Consider the following 15,287-nt stretch of genomic DNA (forward strand, 5'->3'; position numbering starts at 1 on the left):
ATGATTAGACCACAACAAAAGGCATTTAGCGGGCGCCAAACCCCGTCAGAATGGTCTTAATCGTCTTAAACACAATCAATACATCCAACCAAAGGGAAAAGTGCTTGATGTAGTAAAAGTCGTGCTCAATCTTAATTCGGGTATCATCGGTATCGGCAGCATAACCGTGTACCACCTGTGCCCAACCGCTGATCCCGGGGCGCACGATATGGCGATACATATAAAAGGGGATCTCACGCTCGAATTGATCGACAAAGGTGCGCTGCTCAGGTCTGGGCCCTATCAGGCTCATATCCCCTTTGAGTACGTTGAAGAACTGTGGCAATTCATCGATACGCAACTTGCGGATCACCTTGCCCACACGGGTCACGCGCATATCGCCGCTCTGAGCAAACTGGGCACCAGTCCTCTCAGAATCCTTGCTCATGCTACGAAACTTGTAGATGCGAAAATCTTGGTTCCCCTTCCCTACCCGGTTTTGCAGAAACATCACCGGGCCCGGACTTTCCAGCTTGATGAGAATAGCCGTCACCAGCATCAAGGGGGAGAAAAGGGGGATCGCAATCAAGGCAGCCACAATATCCATGCATCGTTTGATAAAGGCATAAACAGGTGATGGTATGAGGGAACCCAGCTGGTTCTCGTTCAGATGGTCAATCCTTACACGCCCAGTCAGAGTCTCGCTAACCTGCTTAATATGATAGACAGGGATATGGGCCAGGGCACAGCGAGCCAGGAAACGCTCCCACTCACCCGCCAGCTTCTCATCCTGAAGGTCGGCCACCACCGCATCATACCGTACGGCACCAAGATCAGGCTTATCAAGCAGACGCCATTCCACACATGTGTGTTGAGTCAAAACCTGATAATTACCAACAGGCAGCAAAGCATATTTTGGTGTCCGATAACGACATCCGATAAAATAAACCAACCAACAGCAAATCAATGCAACCACATATGACTCGAGTAATACCTGTCGACTATAAGGCAAGCGCAGAAAAAAGAGAATACCGACCAGAAAACCATACAGGGTAGTCACGGTGGGAATCATATAGGCAACGGGACTTGCCCCAGGGTAGCGTAGGAAGCGATGCAGCACTATTCCAATCATCAAAAAAGTCACAAAGGCCCCGCTCAGAGTATTGACTCTGACTGCATCCATATGCAGCCAAAATCCCCATCCCCAGCGCTCGATAGCTGGTAAACACACCGCAAGCAGGGCTCCGAGAATAAACAATGCAGGAGGAGTAAATATGATGCGCTCATACCAGCGTGAATGACGGCGTTGGTAGTTCAAAAATCACCTCTGAAAAATATTTACAACCATAACAAATTTAACGTCAAGAAAGATATCTATTCAACGTTTTTATATATTGCGTAATAACTATCTCCTCATCAAATTTTGATGCCATCAATTCTCGCCCAGCTAGCCCCATTTTTTTAATCTGTTCGGCATCCATATTAATGATTGTTTCACAACAATGAGCTAACGCTCCAGCATCCTTTACCGGGCATAACAAACCCGTCTGATCAGGTATCACCACATCACGACAACCAGGGACATCAGTAACGATTAAAGGCTTACCCATAGATGCTGACTCGATCATAGTTCTCGGAATGCCTTCACGGTATGATGGCAACACTATGCAATCAGCATCCGCAACAAATGGCCGCACATCATCGGTCGTCCCCAAGTATGTAACTAGCCCATCTTCTTCCCATGACCGAATCTGTTCACGCGTTATCATACTCGGATTAGCAACACCACAGGAACCAAGTAATTGAAATATGGTCTGTGGATAGCGTTGTTTTATCAGCTTGGCTGCAGCCACATATTCGCCGACACCTTTATCCCACAGCATGCGGGCAATCAGTAAGAACCGTATAGGTTTCGCTATATTAGTTTCTGTTTCCACCCGACCGATAAATTGCGGCGCAAAGTGCTTAAGATCCACGCCTTCACCATGTAATAGCATTGCTTTATGGTCAGGCACTAACCGAAGCTGCAAAAATTCTTGACGATCATCTTCATTTAAAAACCAAACTTCTTTAGGATATCGAAATGCTAACTTATATAAACTACGAGCAACCTTAGCCACTAGATTAGTGTTAACAAAAGTGTACCCCAAACCAGTAGTAATAGCTAGCGAAGGAACTCCAGCTAACTTTGCTGCGAGGGAACCATAAATGTTTGGCTTGATAGTGTAATGAATAATAAAGTCGGGTGCAAGGCGTTGGTATAAACCGTACAGATTATACATTAACTTAAGATCTTGCAGGGGATTAGTTCCCTTTGCCGACATCGGCAGGTCAATCACATTGCAACCCATCGCTCGTAATTTTTCAGAAAACTCATCTACAGGTGCGATGACAGTTAAAAAACAACCTCTATTAAGCAAGCGTTTAATCACCCCACCCCTAAAGTTAAACACCGACCAGGATGTATTTGCCACTAATGCAATCTTTTTATTTTTCACTAACGAAACCCTGAATAACATGCCATAAATTGCTGATATCTAGCCCCTTATGCTCACACCAAAAACAGTGACTAAATTACTGATAAAACGCCAGCCAACGCTCAGCTTGAACACTTAAAGAATAACGTTCTACTATCCGCTGCCGGGCTAAACACCCCCGCACCTGAGCTTGTTCAGGTGTCAGCACCAGCGCCTGTGTCAATGCATCAGCTAAGGCTTTACTATTTTTAGGGGGAACCAATATACCACAATCACCAACTACTTCTTTCACCCCGCCACAATCGGTGGCCACCACCACCCGCTCGCTGGCCATGGCTTCTAACAACACTAACGGCATCCCTTCCCAAGCTGATGACATTACATATACTTCAGCGGCATTCATCCACTCATGCACATTGCGTTGCAGCCCTAAAAAATGTATCCGGTCGGTTAAGCCTAATTGTACGGCGAGCGCTTCTATGTTGGCTTGCTCTTCACCGGTGCCAATAATCGCCAATTGTGTGTGGCTCAAATCGCTGGGCAGTTGGCTAAAGGCGGTTAATAAGTTGGGGTAATCTTTTTGAATATTGAATCGGCCAACAGCCAAAATTAATGGCGTATCATCTGTCAGCTGTAATTGAGCTCGCAAGCTAGTACGACTCGCCGGATTAAAGGTAAAACGCACGGTGTCAATACCGTTTGGCATCGCTAACATTCGCGTTGCTGGCACGGCACCTTGGACAATAAAGGCATCGACTGCCTCTTGACTCACATTAGTACTGAGATCACACAAGGCATCAGTTACACGATACGCCAGCATACGACCGCGCCCGCCTTCACAGGTATTGTGCGCGGTACAAATGAGTTTTTTCATGCGAGTGGTTAAACGCAGCAAGCGGGCAAACAGGTTGGCGTGGACCATATGGCTATGCACTACATCAGGCTTAAATTGCTTGATTAACCGCCGCGTCTTCCAATAGGCTTTAATAAAGCCTATTGGCGTTTTGGCCATACCAAGTTCTACAACCTCAATCTTAGTAGATTGCGGGCGATTAAGTGCCTCACCGGTCATGGCGATTAATAAAACTTCATGGCCTTTAGCGGAAAATTGATCGGCCAAATCACATACTTGCCGCTCAGCTCCGCCCATGCCAAGGCCTGTAATGATGAGGGTGATTTTTTTTGGATTAACCACGAAGTAATTCCTGCCATCTTTTAATTATTTGCTCTAACGCAAATCGCTGAGCATTATGAATGGATGCTTTACTTAATTCATTCCATTGAGATTCTGGAATATTGATATCTTTTCCAGCCACTATTGCTTGCACCATTAGTTCACCCAAGCTTGTAACATTCTCCGCCTCACACAGCCACCCCGTTTCACCATGCTTAATAATTTCCGCAGGCCCGGTGTCACAATCAAATGAGACGATCGGCAAGCCATAGGTTTGCGCTTCAATCAGAACCAATGGCAAACCTTCAAAGCGTGAACTCATCACAAAGAACGCCGCCTGTTGGTAATGGACGGAGATATTATTGGTTTTTGGCACAAGCTCTGTGTTGGTTTCAATATTTAACTCGCGGCGCAACTGCTCAAGCATGGCTTTATCTTCACCATCACCCACAATACGCAAGCGCCAATCAGGGTGTAGCGGGACAACCTGCGCCCAAGCTTGCAGCAATAAATCAAAACCCTTTATATGTGTCAAATGACCAACAGCCAAAAACAATTTTTCTTTATGGGGATTTATGGTTGCAGGAAGCGCTATTGTGACCGGATTGGGAATGGCGTTGATTTTTGCCTTGCAAGCGGTATTGCTAAGCCAAAACTGTTTATCGCGCTCGGTTAACGTCACCACATCATCAGCAAACCTTGCGGCTAATTTACGAGCTAATCGACGTGTCGATTTACCTAGATCATTATGATAAAAAAAATGCTCCCAACAGATATGACGTACATTTAAGCCAATTACCGCAGGTAAAGCATATAGCGCCAACATTGATTCGACATCAATTAAAATATCAATTTGATTCTGTTGTAAATAACTACGCAATTTTACAATTGCCAGTGGCAAACGCAGTATACCACGCCCCGCAGTGTTAAACAGTTGACTTACGTGAATACCATCAGTCAATTCAAAAAATGGTTGTTCACCACACTGCAAATTCAACATGAATACCGAGTGCCCACATTTCTGCAATTCATTGGCTATTACTGACGCGACTCGCTCAGTCCCACCACTTTGATTCAAATTACCAATAAAAAAACACACATTCATGTTATTTTCTTCTTAATGAAACAATGATAAAACATTGTAAATAACGCACTACTGTTTTTAAGAACGCTAATTTATTTTTACAAAACACCTTCATTGGTATATATTTTAACATGGCACCTCTAGCGATGAGATGACCTTTAGCGTACTTTCGTAATGAACTTCTACTAAGTCTAAGATGATTATGATCATCAAAGAATAATCTGACAGGCTCATTTGTATATATGAATTTATAGCCTTCAGATGCTGTGATACTGTAGAACCATATCTCAGGTATAAACTTAGTATCGTGGGCTACAGGATATGGGAACTTTTTAATCTCACGTAGACTTAATATATCTATTCTCTCGCCAAAATGTCTGCTTGCAAACTCGTCAAACCACGAAGCAACACCAACACCAACACCAACACCAACACCAACGGAGAATTTACTATCCGCAACCTTTCTTTTACAACTAATTGCAATTGCTCTAACACCAAGTATTTTTTCGCTTAAACTATGCTTTGGTATTCCCCCCAGCGCTTTATTTAATGAATCAGGCAGAAGAGCATCATCAGAGTCCAACCCTACAAAAAATTCACCACGAGCCTCTTGAATAGCACGATTCCATGCAGCCTGTTTTCCTGAATTTTCTTGATAAATATATCTTATAGTAATTTTTTTTTCATCAATAAAGCTGTCAACTAAAGATTTTGTATTATCTGTAGAACCATCGTCAATTATCAACCACTCAAGAGAACTCTCTTTTTGCAGAATTACGCTTTTATAACAACGCTCCAGTGTATGCGCTCTATTGTAGCTGGGAGTAAATACTGTAAACTTTAGGATTTTATTCATACAGCCTCAATAATATTATTAATTCGTTGTTTGTTGTAGTAGCGATATAGCAGCATTGTAATTAAAAACATTATAACATAATTAAAATTAAATATATGAACTATGGAAGTCGCGCCTAAAATAGTAAACCATATATAATACGCAGAAAAACCGAAAATTAACATTAGCAACCATTTAACTAACAGTAGTTTATATAACTTGTCTCGATAAATATATTGCATATACACTACATCTAGGCTATAAAAAATCAACGCTGGTAACATATATGCAGCCATGGATGTTGCTTTATTAAAATTGTCACCATAGATATAGCCTATAAATGGGGGTAACAATATGGCAGATACGGTCTGGACACACACCGTAATCACCAAAATAAATGAAATTATTTTCCATTTTGGCTGCGCTACTTTTTTAAAAATAAACCTGGGCCCTATTGACTGGATTATAATACCAACAAGCAGACCTAACTGCTCAAATATTTGAATCGCTACGCCATACATTGCTAGGTCATCAAAACCAAGATAGCGCTCAACAAAAATACGATCTGAACGCATGTAAACGTACATCAATACTAATGGTAGCCACAACTTCAAGCCTCGAAATAATACTGCCTTAGTTATTTTTTTCGAAAATATCCAGTTACCACCATCTTTTATGATCAAGATACTTAACAAAGAGGCAAGCATTATTGCTTCAATCGCTCTTGAAAAATAAACAAGCCCCTTATAGCTAAACCACAAGGCAAAAGTTATAGTTAGCGCCCTTACGACCAAGGCAAAAACCCTAGATAACACAACATAACCAATTGCAATCCTTGCCTGATAGTAATTAACTATCACACCAAATGGTTCTGTTAGCAGCAAAATAAATGATAATGATGTCACCATTTGTGAGATCACTGAATCATCAACAAACAAATAATTATATGTATTTATAATTAAAAATGCCAAACACGAAAAAACAAATCTAACTAAAAATGAACTTGTTAATACATGCCATTGTAATTTTTGATGTCTAGACAAAGCAGGTACCGTTACCTCAGAACCAACAACTAAAGCAAGTGATGACACTAATATTACTAGGTTTACCGAATAGAGCCATTTGCCATAATCTTGAACACCAAGGGCCCTACTAATTATTGCCTCACTATAAAATATCAATACTATAAAAACCAATTTCTCAACAAACAAAAATGCAACATTCTTAATGATATCGAAATGCCTACTATACATATCAAGTAACTTTTCATCCTTATGTCTTATCGCCATAACACACCTAAATACTTTAATGAGACATCACTAATCAAACACACAACTATTTAATTATGATCATTTTGACAAAAAATTATTTTTGAGCTGCATACTAATTTTATTCTGTGTGCGTTATTTTATTAATGGCTGATTGTTTTATAATTTTACGTAGTGTTATAAATCGCAGGCTTTCAGATAGTTCTGTCTGTGTATGATATTTAAATATCATCAGTGCCGTTTATCCATATCACTTTGTACCCTAAAGTTCTGTTCAATCTAGGCTGTGTTCTCAAAATGCTGGTTTTCTGTCCACCAATAGTTCCCGTAAGTAACGAAGGCAGAAAGCCAGCTTGATAAAAGCAGGGCGTTGTTTCCCAAATCAACTATCAAGCAGCAACTACCCAGCCCCAAGTGACAGTTACACTCGGGGCTGTCTGACAGGCATGCCCAGAGTATTCAGCTTGTTTATGGCGCTGACATACGCCATTACCTCTCTCACTTGGCCGTTGTAGTTACGTAGACTGATTTTCCCCGCCAGCAACTGCTTGAACCGATACATTGCAGTCTCTGCCAGCGAGCGACGGTGATACCCCGATATCTTCTTCCAGTACGCCAGCCCTTCCTTGCGCATCACCAGTACCGCGTCATTTCTTGCGTGTCCATTTTTCCATAACCCCGCGCTTTTGCGAGGCGGGATACAGGCTGTTGCCCCTTTGCGCAAGATAAGCTGATGACTGGCTTTGCTGTCGTAGGTGCCATCCGCATAAACACGCCCCAGTTTGCGCCGTAGTGGATTGAGCAAGGTCGGTAACACCTCTGCATCATGGACATTCTCCAGCGAGATTTCCGCCGCCACGATATCGTGGGTTGCCTGGTCTACCGCCAGATGTAACTTGCGCCAGACTCGCCGTTTCTTAGCACCGTGTTTTCTGACCTTCCATTCGCCTTCACCAAAGACCTTCAGCCCGGTTGAGTCGATGACCAAGTTGGTGATACGCCTCTTGGCGAGTTGTCGATAGGACACTTTCACCGTGCGAGCGCGATTGCTGACACAGCTGTAGTCCGGTGCGCACAGCGGCACATTCATCAACTCGAACAGAGAGCCGAGTAGTCCCTGAGTGGCTCGCAGAGTGAGGTTGAAAATCCCCTTGAGCATCAGGAAGGTACAAATGGTCTGGTCGGTGTAGAGCTGGCTGCGGCCCCGCCACCCATGATGGTCGTGATGGAACCAGTTGTTCATGGCCTCGGCATCAACCCAGAAGGTGAGTGAACCACGGTTAATCAAAGACTTCTTGTATGTAGGCCAGTTGGTAATAGGGTGAAGCGACGTGCCCATGATGCAGATTTGAAGAGGATGGTATTGATCAGATCACCGAGTCCTCGGTAAGTTCCCTTCAAACTGCATCGATTTGGGAAACAACGCCGTTGAACATTGAACTGCTTTTCAAACTCTACCGGCGACAGCCCATTATTGGAACCATGGCACCGGATTTGGTTGTAAAACATCTCGATTCAATCAAGTACATCGCTGTAGATTCAACTTGTTAACGCAACTCTCAACGCGTAGTTGGGCCTGCGTCAAACAAAACTGCCCAAGGATGGTCAATTGAATAAAAGCTATTGATTGGCAAGCAAGAAATCTATGCTATGTGAGGGCAATTTAACAACATTATCGCTTGGCGGTAGCTGCTGCTTTGCCAGCCACACCAGATCACAAATACCATCCGTCGGTTCAAAGGCTGCCGGGGCATGCATCAGGATGTCACGCACTTGCTGTTGATCAAAACGGTGACAAGCATCATCCAGTGAGGCCAGCAAGGGGCGCAGTCGCGACCAGGGCAGCCAGCTCTCTTGTGCCACCATGATCCTGGGATGCTCGGTTCCTCTGGCATCATCACCAATCAGTAACTCTTCGTAGAGCTTTTCACCCGGCCGCAAACCCGTCACCTCGATGGCGATATCACCATCGGGCCGCTGCTCATCACGCAGTGTCAAACCACTCAGGCGTATCATGCGCTTGGCCAGCTCCATGATCCGTACCGGTTGACCCATATCGAGCACAAAGACGTCGCCCCCCTCCCCCATGGCGCCTGCCTGGATCACCAGCTGGGCAGCCTCAGGTATCGTCATAAAGTAACGGATGATATCGGGGTGAGTCAGGGTGATGGGCCCCCCTTTATCTATCTGCTGTCTGAATAACGGCACCACTGAGCCGGAAGATCCGAGAACATTGCCAAAACGCACCATACAAAAACGGGTGCTGTGCTTCTCGCGGGTCAAGGCTTGCAAGATCAACTCGGCCAGACGCTTGCTGGCCCCCATGGTGTTGGTTGGCCGTACGGCTTTATCGGTAGAGATCAGCACGAATGTTTCTACCCCAGCCTCAATGGCCGCCTGTGCCGCATAAAGAGTGCCGAATACGTTGTTACGTACCCCTTCAATGATGTTGAACTCAACCAGCGGGACATGTTTGTAAGCAGCCGTATGGTAGACGGTCTGGATCCTGAAGCTCTGCATCACCGTCTTGAGACGATGCTGGCGCTGCACTGACCCCAGTAACGGCACCAGATCCGTTTCGATTTCTTCACGCTGACACTGCTCCCGCAGGTTCTTGTGCAGGACATAGAGGGCGTATTCGGATAGTTCGAACAGTACCAGAGTGGATGGCCGGCACCGCAAGATCTGGCGACAGAGCTCAGAACCAATAGAGCCACCGGCACCTGTCACCATGACCGCTTTGCCTGTGATATTGGCCTCCATCAAGGTGGTCACAGGCTCTACCGGATCTCTGCCCAACAGATCGTCGATGGAGACCTCATTGAGCTGATCTATGCGGGCAGAGCCATTGACCAGATCGGCCATCCCCGGGATAGAGAGCACTTCGCAAGAGAGGGGCTCAAGTGCATTGATCACCTCCTGACGGCGAGCCCTGGTGCTGCTCGGCATAGCCAGCAAGATCTTCTGCACCCCATGGTGGTCAATCAAGGCTGGCAGCTGGGCGCTGTTATAGACAGTACACCCCTGGATTACACACCCCTGCTTGGCTGGATCATCATCAACAAAGGCAACGGGATAAAACTCATTGCCTTGCAACAAGGCCATTTGCAACTGTCGGCCCGAAGAGCCCGCGCCGTAAATCAACACCTGGGTGCGAGCCAAACGGGTGGTATTAAGGAGCGCCCGGAAAAACAGCCGCACACCGCCAACCAGTAACACCAAAAAGGAGAGATAGATAACCGAGACCGTTCTCGGCAGAAAGATATCGAAATAAAACGCAGAGAGAACAAAGAAGCAGGTTGAAAGAAATGCCCCTAGCGCGATTGTCCATAACACCCGAAAGCTGACATATCGGAGCACTGCGCGATAAAGCCCCAGCCGTACAAACAGACCGATGCTGACAATGATAATTGCGCCAAGCAGTGCCCAGTGATGCGGGCTATCGATTGGCCAATTATGTTCAAGCCGGATCCAGTACGCCCCCCAATAGGTCATGGTGATCAGGATCATATCAACGGTGACAGAGATGGCACGCTTGCTGGCTCGTGACAGGGAGCCCAGACAAGTCACTAGCCAGCTCCCACCGGGTAAAAGCTCATTTCTCATTCTGGTACTCCTGCATTCAGGTGATACGCAAGAAAAGCTAACGGCAAGTAGGCAATGACCAGACCGCCCACACCATCGAGCTGGCCCAATACAATCATGACAGCGATCGGCGCAAGCCAGAGGCTATTTATAAGAAGCACAGCCAAGGTCACGTTTCGATGACTTTGCCAACGCCTCGCCGCATACTGAAATGCATGGGTCCGATGAGCCTGGCTCAAACGGCATTTCAAACGAAAGCGATTCAGCAACGTCCAGGTCGCATCAACCACAAAGACTCCGAGCATGACGAGCCATGCCCACAGGAATTGAGGTGCAGAAGCAGCATCCAGCAGCATCAGGGAAGCCAGCATCAAGCCAAGAAATCCGCTGCCACCATCCCCCATAAAGATCCTGGCGGGCGGAAAATTCCAGCACAAGAAGCCAGCCGCCGAAATCCCCAGTAGCAGGATCAAACTGGCAGACGACCACTCCCCCCCAACCAGATAGTGAAATAACGCCATGAACAGGCAGACGACAACGGCTTCACCTGCTGCCAAGCCATCGATGCCATCCATAAAGTTGTAGAGATTGATAAACCAGATCACCCCCAGCCAGGCCAGCAGGTAACCAAACCAGGCCAGATCGAGCTGCCAACCAAAGAAGGTCAGCGCTGGCAAACCATCAACCGCAGAAACCACCAAAGCTGCCGCCATGCTCTGCACAATCAGGCGAGTTCGGGGCTTGAGAGAGATGTGGTCATCGATAAAACCAACCAAGGCAATTCCCAGCGCCGCAGCCCATATCAATGCAAAGCTGCTCTGGGATATGCCGGAGGGCAGTGGGATCAGGGTGACAAACAACGGGGCTGCCAGCAGAAAGGTCGCCACGATAGCCATGCCACCGCCTCTCGGGGTAGGCACCTGATGCGAACTGCGATGATTGGGTTGGTCAAGCAAGCGGGTCTGTGCGTAGCGCCTGAGCAGGCCGGTCATGGTGATTGAAAGAAACAGACAAAATATCGACAACAAAACAAATGCCAGCATCAAGACGACTCACTATGGATTGACGCCATCAGAGATAGGGTCTGAGAGAGCGAATAGGGTGCCGACCATTGTAATCGGCTCTGAGCCTTGCGGGTATCCATTTCCAGAGAGCCATAAATCCGTTGTAGCTTGGCATCAATCCCCAAACAGCGTCCAAGCACTCTTATTACTCCTGGTTGGAGATAAAAGAGCCGACAGCTAACCCCTTCTGCTTCTGCAATCGCCGCCAATAACTGCGACGTCGACACAGCGACAGGATCTGCGACTAAAAAGACCTGATTCACTGCAGCAGGGTGCTCCATCGCATGGGCAATGAAGTCACACAAATTAGGTAACGCCAACAGGCTACGCGCATTGGTCAAACAGGCAAAGGGTAGCGGGATCCCTTTGCGCACCCACGTCATCATGCTGGCAAAGTTAGCCTTCACACCTTCCCCGTAAATAAGAGGAGGACGGATGATGGTTACAGCCATACCACACTCTTTCGCGAGTGCCATCAGTCCCTGTTCCGCCTCATACTTCGAGCGTCCATAGGGATCTTCTGGCGGACTCTGCACATTCTCATCAAATGGCTTGCCTGGCTCGGTCTGCTCGCCATTCACTTTGATCGAGCTGATAAAGATGAAGCGCTTCACCCCAGCCTCAGCCGCTTGTCGAGCAAGCGTGAGGGTACCCTCTGTATTCACCGCTCGAAATGCTGCCAAGGGATCTGTCGTGGTATCCAACATCACATGCACCCTGGCAGCACAGTGAACAACCACATCCACCGATTGCAATTGGGCTGTCCAGTTGGCATCCGCAGTCAGAGAGGGAGCCTGAACATGGTAAGAAGCCAGCGGGTGACTTCGCACCGCACCTTTAACATTCGCCCCCTGCGCCAGCAAGTGTTCACAGACCGCCTTGCCTACAAATCCGTTGGCACCTGTGACCAAGACTGTACTTTTGATAGCTGCCATTACCACCAACGCCAACCGTGAATATTGAAGAACGTCACCATGGAACGCCCAAACATCCAGATATGGCGCCAGCCTTTGCGGGATGCATGCCCACCGTGATGAACGACCTTCACCTGAGGGACATAAGCAATCCGGCTGATCTTTCCAGCCCGCAAACTGATGTCAAAATCTTCAAAATAGAGGAAAAAGCGAGGGTCAAACCCTCCGAGCTGCTGCAGAACCTCTGTGCGAAACAGCATAAAACAACCACTGACAATGGGTGGATCCCACAGCACGTCGTTATTATTAAGCTGGTCTGCCATCTCATATTTTGCCAAGCGCGTCTGGAATAACCGCTTCACACTCGCAGGAGCAAATCCACGCAGCAATAAATCAAATACGGTTGGATAGCGTTTACAAAGCCGTTGTACTGTGCCATCTTCCCAAGTGGCAAAGGGTGTCAACAGACCACACTCAGGATGCAGCTCCATATACTCAAGGGCATTTTTAAGTGCATCTGGAGCGACCTCAAGGTCAGGGTTAAGAATAAGGTGATATTTGGCATCAGTAAACAATGCATGGTTATGACCCACACCAAATCCAGGATTTGACGGTGCAATAATTAAACGATAGTCACCTGAGAAAACCTTTCTTATATCTTCATTTTGAATGGCGAAATCATTTGATGGCGAATGGTCAACGACAATCAAAAAACTAACAATCCCAGCTTCAGTTACTGCCTTCTGCAGTTTATTGAAAGTGCTTGCTATAATTACCTTTTCAGTACAATAAGTTACCACACCGATGGATAGACAAGATTGGTACATACTATTTAATCCAGTAATCACGCCATAGTAAAATATTACGTTCAAAACATTTATAAATAACCGCAGACAATGTTAGAGTAGTGAACATAAAGCCAAGCCAATATAGAATGGCAGTATCTTCGGTCACTTTTGGCAAATAAAAATCCATAGCACTTAATACTATTAAATTTACGAGATATGCAGAGTATGACCATCTGGCCACAGGTCTTAACAATCTATAAAATAAATCATTCACTCTTAAGTTCATACCAGAAATAAGCAGACCGGCAGCAGCGATATTCGCTGTTGGAAATAATAAAACCTTTAATAAAAGGCTGTCATCCATAACTTCATCTGGCTGCATCGAGATAATAATCACGGGTATTAGCAACAAAGCTAAGAAAGGTGCAGCCTTAATTATTATATCTCGCCATAGTTTACCATGATAATAAAGATAAGAGGTTAATACTCCAATCATAATTGAATCAAGACGTAATAATGCTGTCGATCTTACTTGATTAAATGTTAAACCAGGATCTAAACACACAAATATTATGCGCATCATAAAAGAAAACACTAACAATATAAAAAGAGTAACCAACAATGTCCGCACCGCCGAACCTTGCCAAGTAAAAATCATTATTATTGGTATAAAAAAATAAAAAATTTCTTCAATTACCAAGCTCCATGCCTCACCAAAAAAACCAGGATGGGGCAACAACAAGCTTTGCGTAAATGTCATATAACGCCATAATTCTGGTGCCGATTCAGGTCGCCATGTGTCAATAATCAGCCAATTTAAGAGTAAGAATAATAAATAGTTGGGATAGGTCCGTAAAAAACGACGTCCCCAAAAATTGGGAATCCAACGCCATTTATTATCACTACTGCAGCTTTTTTCAATAATAATTGAACCAATTAAAAAACCAGATAATACGAAGAAAATTTCAACTCCGAGAAAACCGCCAAACTTGAACAGTTGAGCATCTGGAAAAATTGGAAGTAACAGGCGTCTGCCATGTGATAATAGAACCAATAAGATAGGGAAGGTGCGAACAAGTCCCTGATATGAGATCATGTTTGTCATCTGGAGCCATGGAACAGGGTTCATCATGAGTCATCAGCTCACCTTCGCCGACAGTGAATTCAGCAGTAAGCGCCGTCAGACCAGAAAAGAGATTTTCTTGTCCCGCATGGAGCAGATTCTGCCATGGCAAAACATGGTGGAAGTCATCGAGCCGTTTTATCCCAAGGCTGGTAATGGCCGGCGACCTTATCCGCTGGAAACCATGCTGCGCATTCACTGCATGCAGCATTGGTACAACCTGAGCGATGGCGCGATGGAAGATGCTCTGTACGAAATCGCCTCCATGCGTCTGTTTGCCCGGTTATCCCTGGATAGCGCCTTGCCGGACCGCACCACCATCATGAATTTCCGCCACCTGCTGGAGCAGCATCAACTGGCCCGCCAATTGTTCAAGACCATCAATCGCTGGCTGGCCGAAGCAGGCATCATGATGACTCAAGGCACCTTGGTCGATGCCACCATCATTGAGGCACCCAGCTCGACCAAGAACAAAGAGCAGCAACGCGATCCGCAGATGCATCAGACCAAGAAAGGCAATCAGTGGCACTTTGGCATGAAGGCCCACATTGGTGTCGATGCCAAGAGTGGCCTGACCCACAGCCTAGTCACCACCGCGGCCAACGAGCATGACCTCAATCAGCTGGGTAATCTGCTGCATGGAGAGGAGCAATTTGTCTCAGCCGATGCCGGCTACCAAGGGGCGCCACAGCGCGAGGAGCTGGCCGAGGTGGATGTGGACTGGCTGATCGCCGAGCGCCCCGGCAAGGTAAGAACCTTGAAACAGCATCCACGCAAGAACAAAACGGCCATCAACATCGAATACATGAAAGCCAGCATCCGGGCCAAGGTGGAGCACCCATTTCGCATCATCAAGCGACAGTTCGGCTTCGTGAAAGCCAGATACAAGGGGTTGCTGAAAAACGATAACCAACTGGCGATGTTATTCACGCTGGCCAACCTGTTTCGGGCGGACCAAATGATACGTCAGTGGGAGAGATCTCACTAAAAACTGGG

13 protein-coding genes are annotated in these 15,287 nt (G+C 46.2%); 1 reads left to right on the forward strand and 12 read right to left on the reverse strand.

Features of this window, described 5'->3' with window-relative positions; translation table 11 throughout:
* Positions 1 to 25: 25 nt before the first annotated feature.
* From AB5Y97_RS12320 to AB5Y97_RS12375, 12 genes are all read right to left on the reverse strand, one after another.
* Positions 26 to 1,297, reverse strand: a complete 1,272-nt coding sequence (locus tag AB5Y97_RS12320; RefSeq protein ID WP_227094976.1) for a sugar transferase — start codon at positions 1,295 to 1,297, stop codon at positions 26 to 28.
* A 43-nt stretch (positions 1,298 to 1,340) separates the two neighbouring features.
* Positions 1,341 to 2,477: a glycosyltransferase family 4 protein gene (locus tag AB5Y97_RS12325; protein ID WP_227094977.1), complete on the reverse strand. Its 1,137-nt coding sequence runs from the start codon at positions 2,475 to 2,477 to the stop codon at positions 1,341 to 1,343.
* A gap of 76 nt (positions 2,478 to 2,553) precedes the next feature.
* Positions 2,554 to 3,651, reverse strand: a complete 1,098-nt coding sequence (locus AB5Y97_RS12330; RefSeq protein WP_227094978.1) for a glycosyltransferase — start codon at positions 3,649 to 3,651, stop codon at positions 2,554 to 2,556.
* The gene (locus tag AB5Y97_RS12335; RefSeq protein ID WP_227094979.1) at positions 3,644 to 4,735 is read right to left on the reverse strand and encodes a glycosyltransferase family 4 protein; all 1,092 of its coding nucleotides are present in this window, start codon (positions 4,733 to 4,735) and stop codon (positions 3,644 to 3,646) included. Before AB5Y97_RS12335 ends, AB5Y97_RS12330 begins: the two co-directional genes overlap by 8 nt.
* 1 nt (position 4,736) lies before the next feature.
* Complete coding sequence (locus AB5Y97_RS12340; RefSeq protein ID WP_368158059.1) at positions 4,737 to 5,570, reverse strand: glycosyltransferase family 2 protein; 834 nt, start codon at positions 5,568 to 5,570, stop codon at positions 4,737 to 4,739.
* On the reverse strand, positions 5,567 to 6,838 hold the full coding sequence (locus AB5Y97_RS12345) for a hypothetical protein (protein ID WP_227094981.1): 1,272 nt from the start codon (positions 6,836 to 6,838) through the stop codon (positions 5,567 to 5,569). Before AB5Y97_RS12345 ends, AB5Y97_RS12340 begins: the two co-directional genes overlap by 4 nt.
* Positions 6,839 to 7,238: 400 nt before the next feature.
* Entirely contained in the window at positions 7,239 to 8,156 is a 918-nt protein-coding gene (locus AB5Y97_RS12350) for an IS5 family transposase (RefSeq protein ID WP_368158061.1), read from the reverse strand.
* Between the two features lie 281 nt (positions 8,157 to 8,437).
* The gene (locus tag AB5Y97_RS12355; protein ID WP_368158063.1) at positions 8,438 to 10,423 is read right to left on the reverse strand and encodes a polysaccharide biosynthesis protein; all 1,986 of its coding nucleotides are present in this window, start codon (positions 10,421 to 10,423) and stop codon (positions 8,438 to 8,440) included.
* Positions 10,420 to 11,445: a glycosyltransferase family 4 protein gene (locus tag AB5Y97_RS12360; RefSeq protein WP_368158065.1), complete on the reverse strand. Its 1,026-nt coding sequence runs from the start codon at positions 11,443 to 11,445 to the stop codon at positions 10,420 to 10,422. Before AB5Y97_RS12360 ends, AB5Y97_RS12355 begins: the two co-directional genes overlap by 4 nt.
* Positions 11,445 to 12,401 carry a UDP-glucose 4-epimerase family protein gene (locus AB5Y97_RS12365; protein WP_368158067.1) on the reverse strand — a complete coding sequence of 319 codons (957 nt, stop codon included), beginning with the start codon at positions 12,399 to 12,401 and terminating at the stop codon, positions 11,445 to 11,447. The genes AB5Y97_RS12360 and AB5Y97_RS12365 overlap by 1 nt, the downstream gene beginning before the upstream one ends.
* On the reverse strand, positions 12,401 to 13,207 hold the full coding sequence (locus AB5Y97_RS12370; protein WP_368158069.1) for a glycosyltransferase family 2 protein: 807 nt from the start codon (positions 13,205 to 13,207) through the stop codon (positions 12,401 to 12,403). The genes AB5Y97_RS12365 and AB5Y97_RS12370 overlap by 1 nt, the downstream gene beginning before the upstream one ends.
* Position 13,208: 1 nt before the next feature.
* A complete protein-coding gene (locus AB5Y97_RS12375) occupies positions 13,209 to 14,300 on the reverse strand; it encodes an acyltransferase family protein (RefSeq protein WP_368158071.1) in 1,092 nt (363 codons plus the stop codon).
* On the opposite strand from AB5Y97_RS12375, the gene AB5Y97_RS12380 reads away from it, so the two are divergent.
* A complete protein-coding gene (locus AB5Y97_RS12380; RefSeq protein WP_368157187.1) occupies positions 14,299 to 15,279 on the forward strand; it encodes an IS5-like element IS5 family transposase in 981 nt (326 codons plus the stop codon). The two genes, AB5Y97_RS12375 and AB5Y97_RS12380, sit on opposite strands and share 2 nt — an antisense overlap.
* Positions 15,280 to 15,287 lie beyond the last annotated feature (8 nt).

It is taken from the genome of Aeromonas sp. R10-2 (assembly GCF_040908445.1).
In the GTDB taxonomy this organism is placed as follows: domain Bacteria; phylum Pseudomonadota; class Gammaproteobacteria; order Enterobacterales; family Aeromonadaceae; genus Aeromonas; species Aeromonas veronii.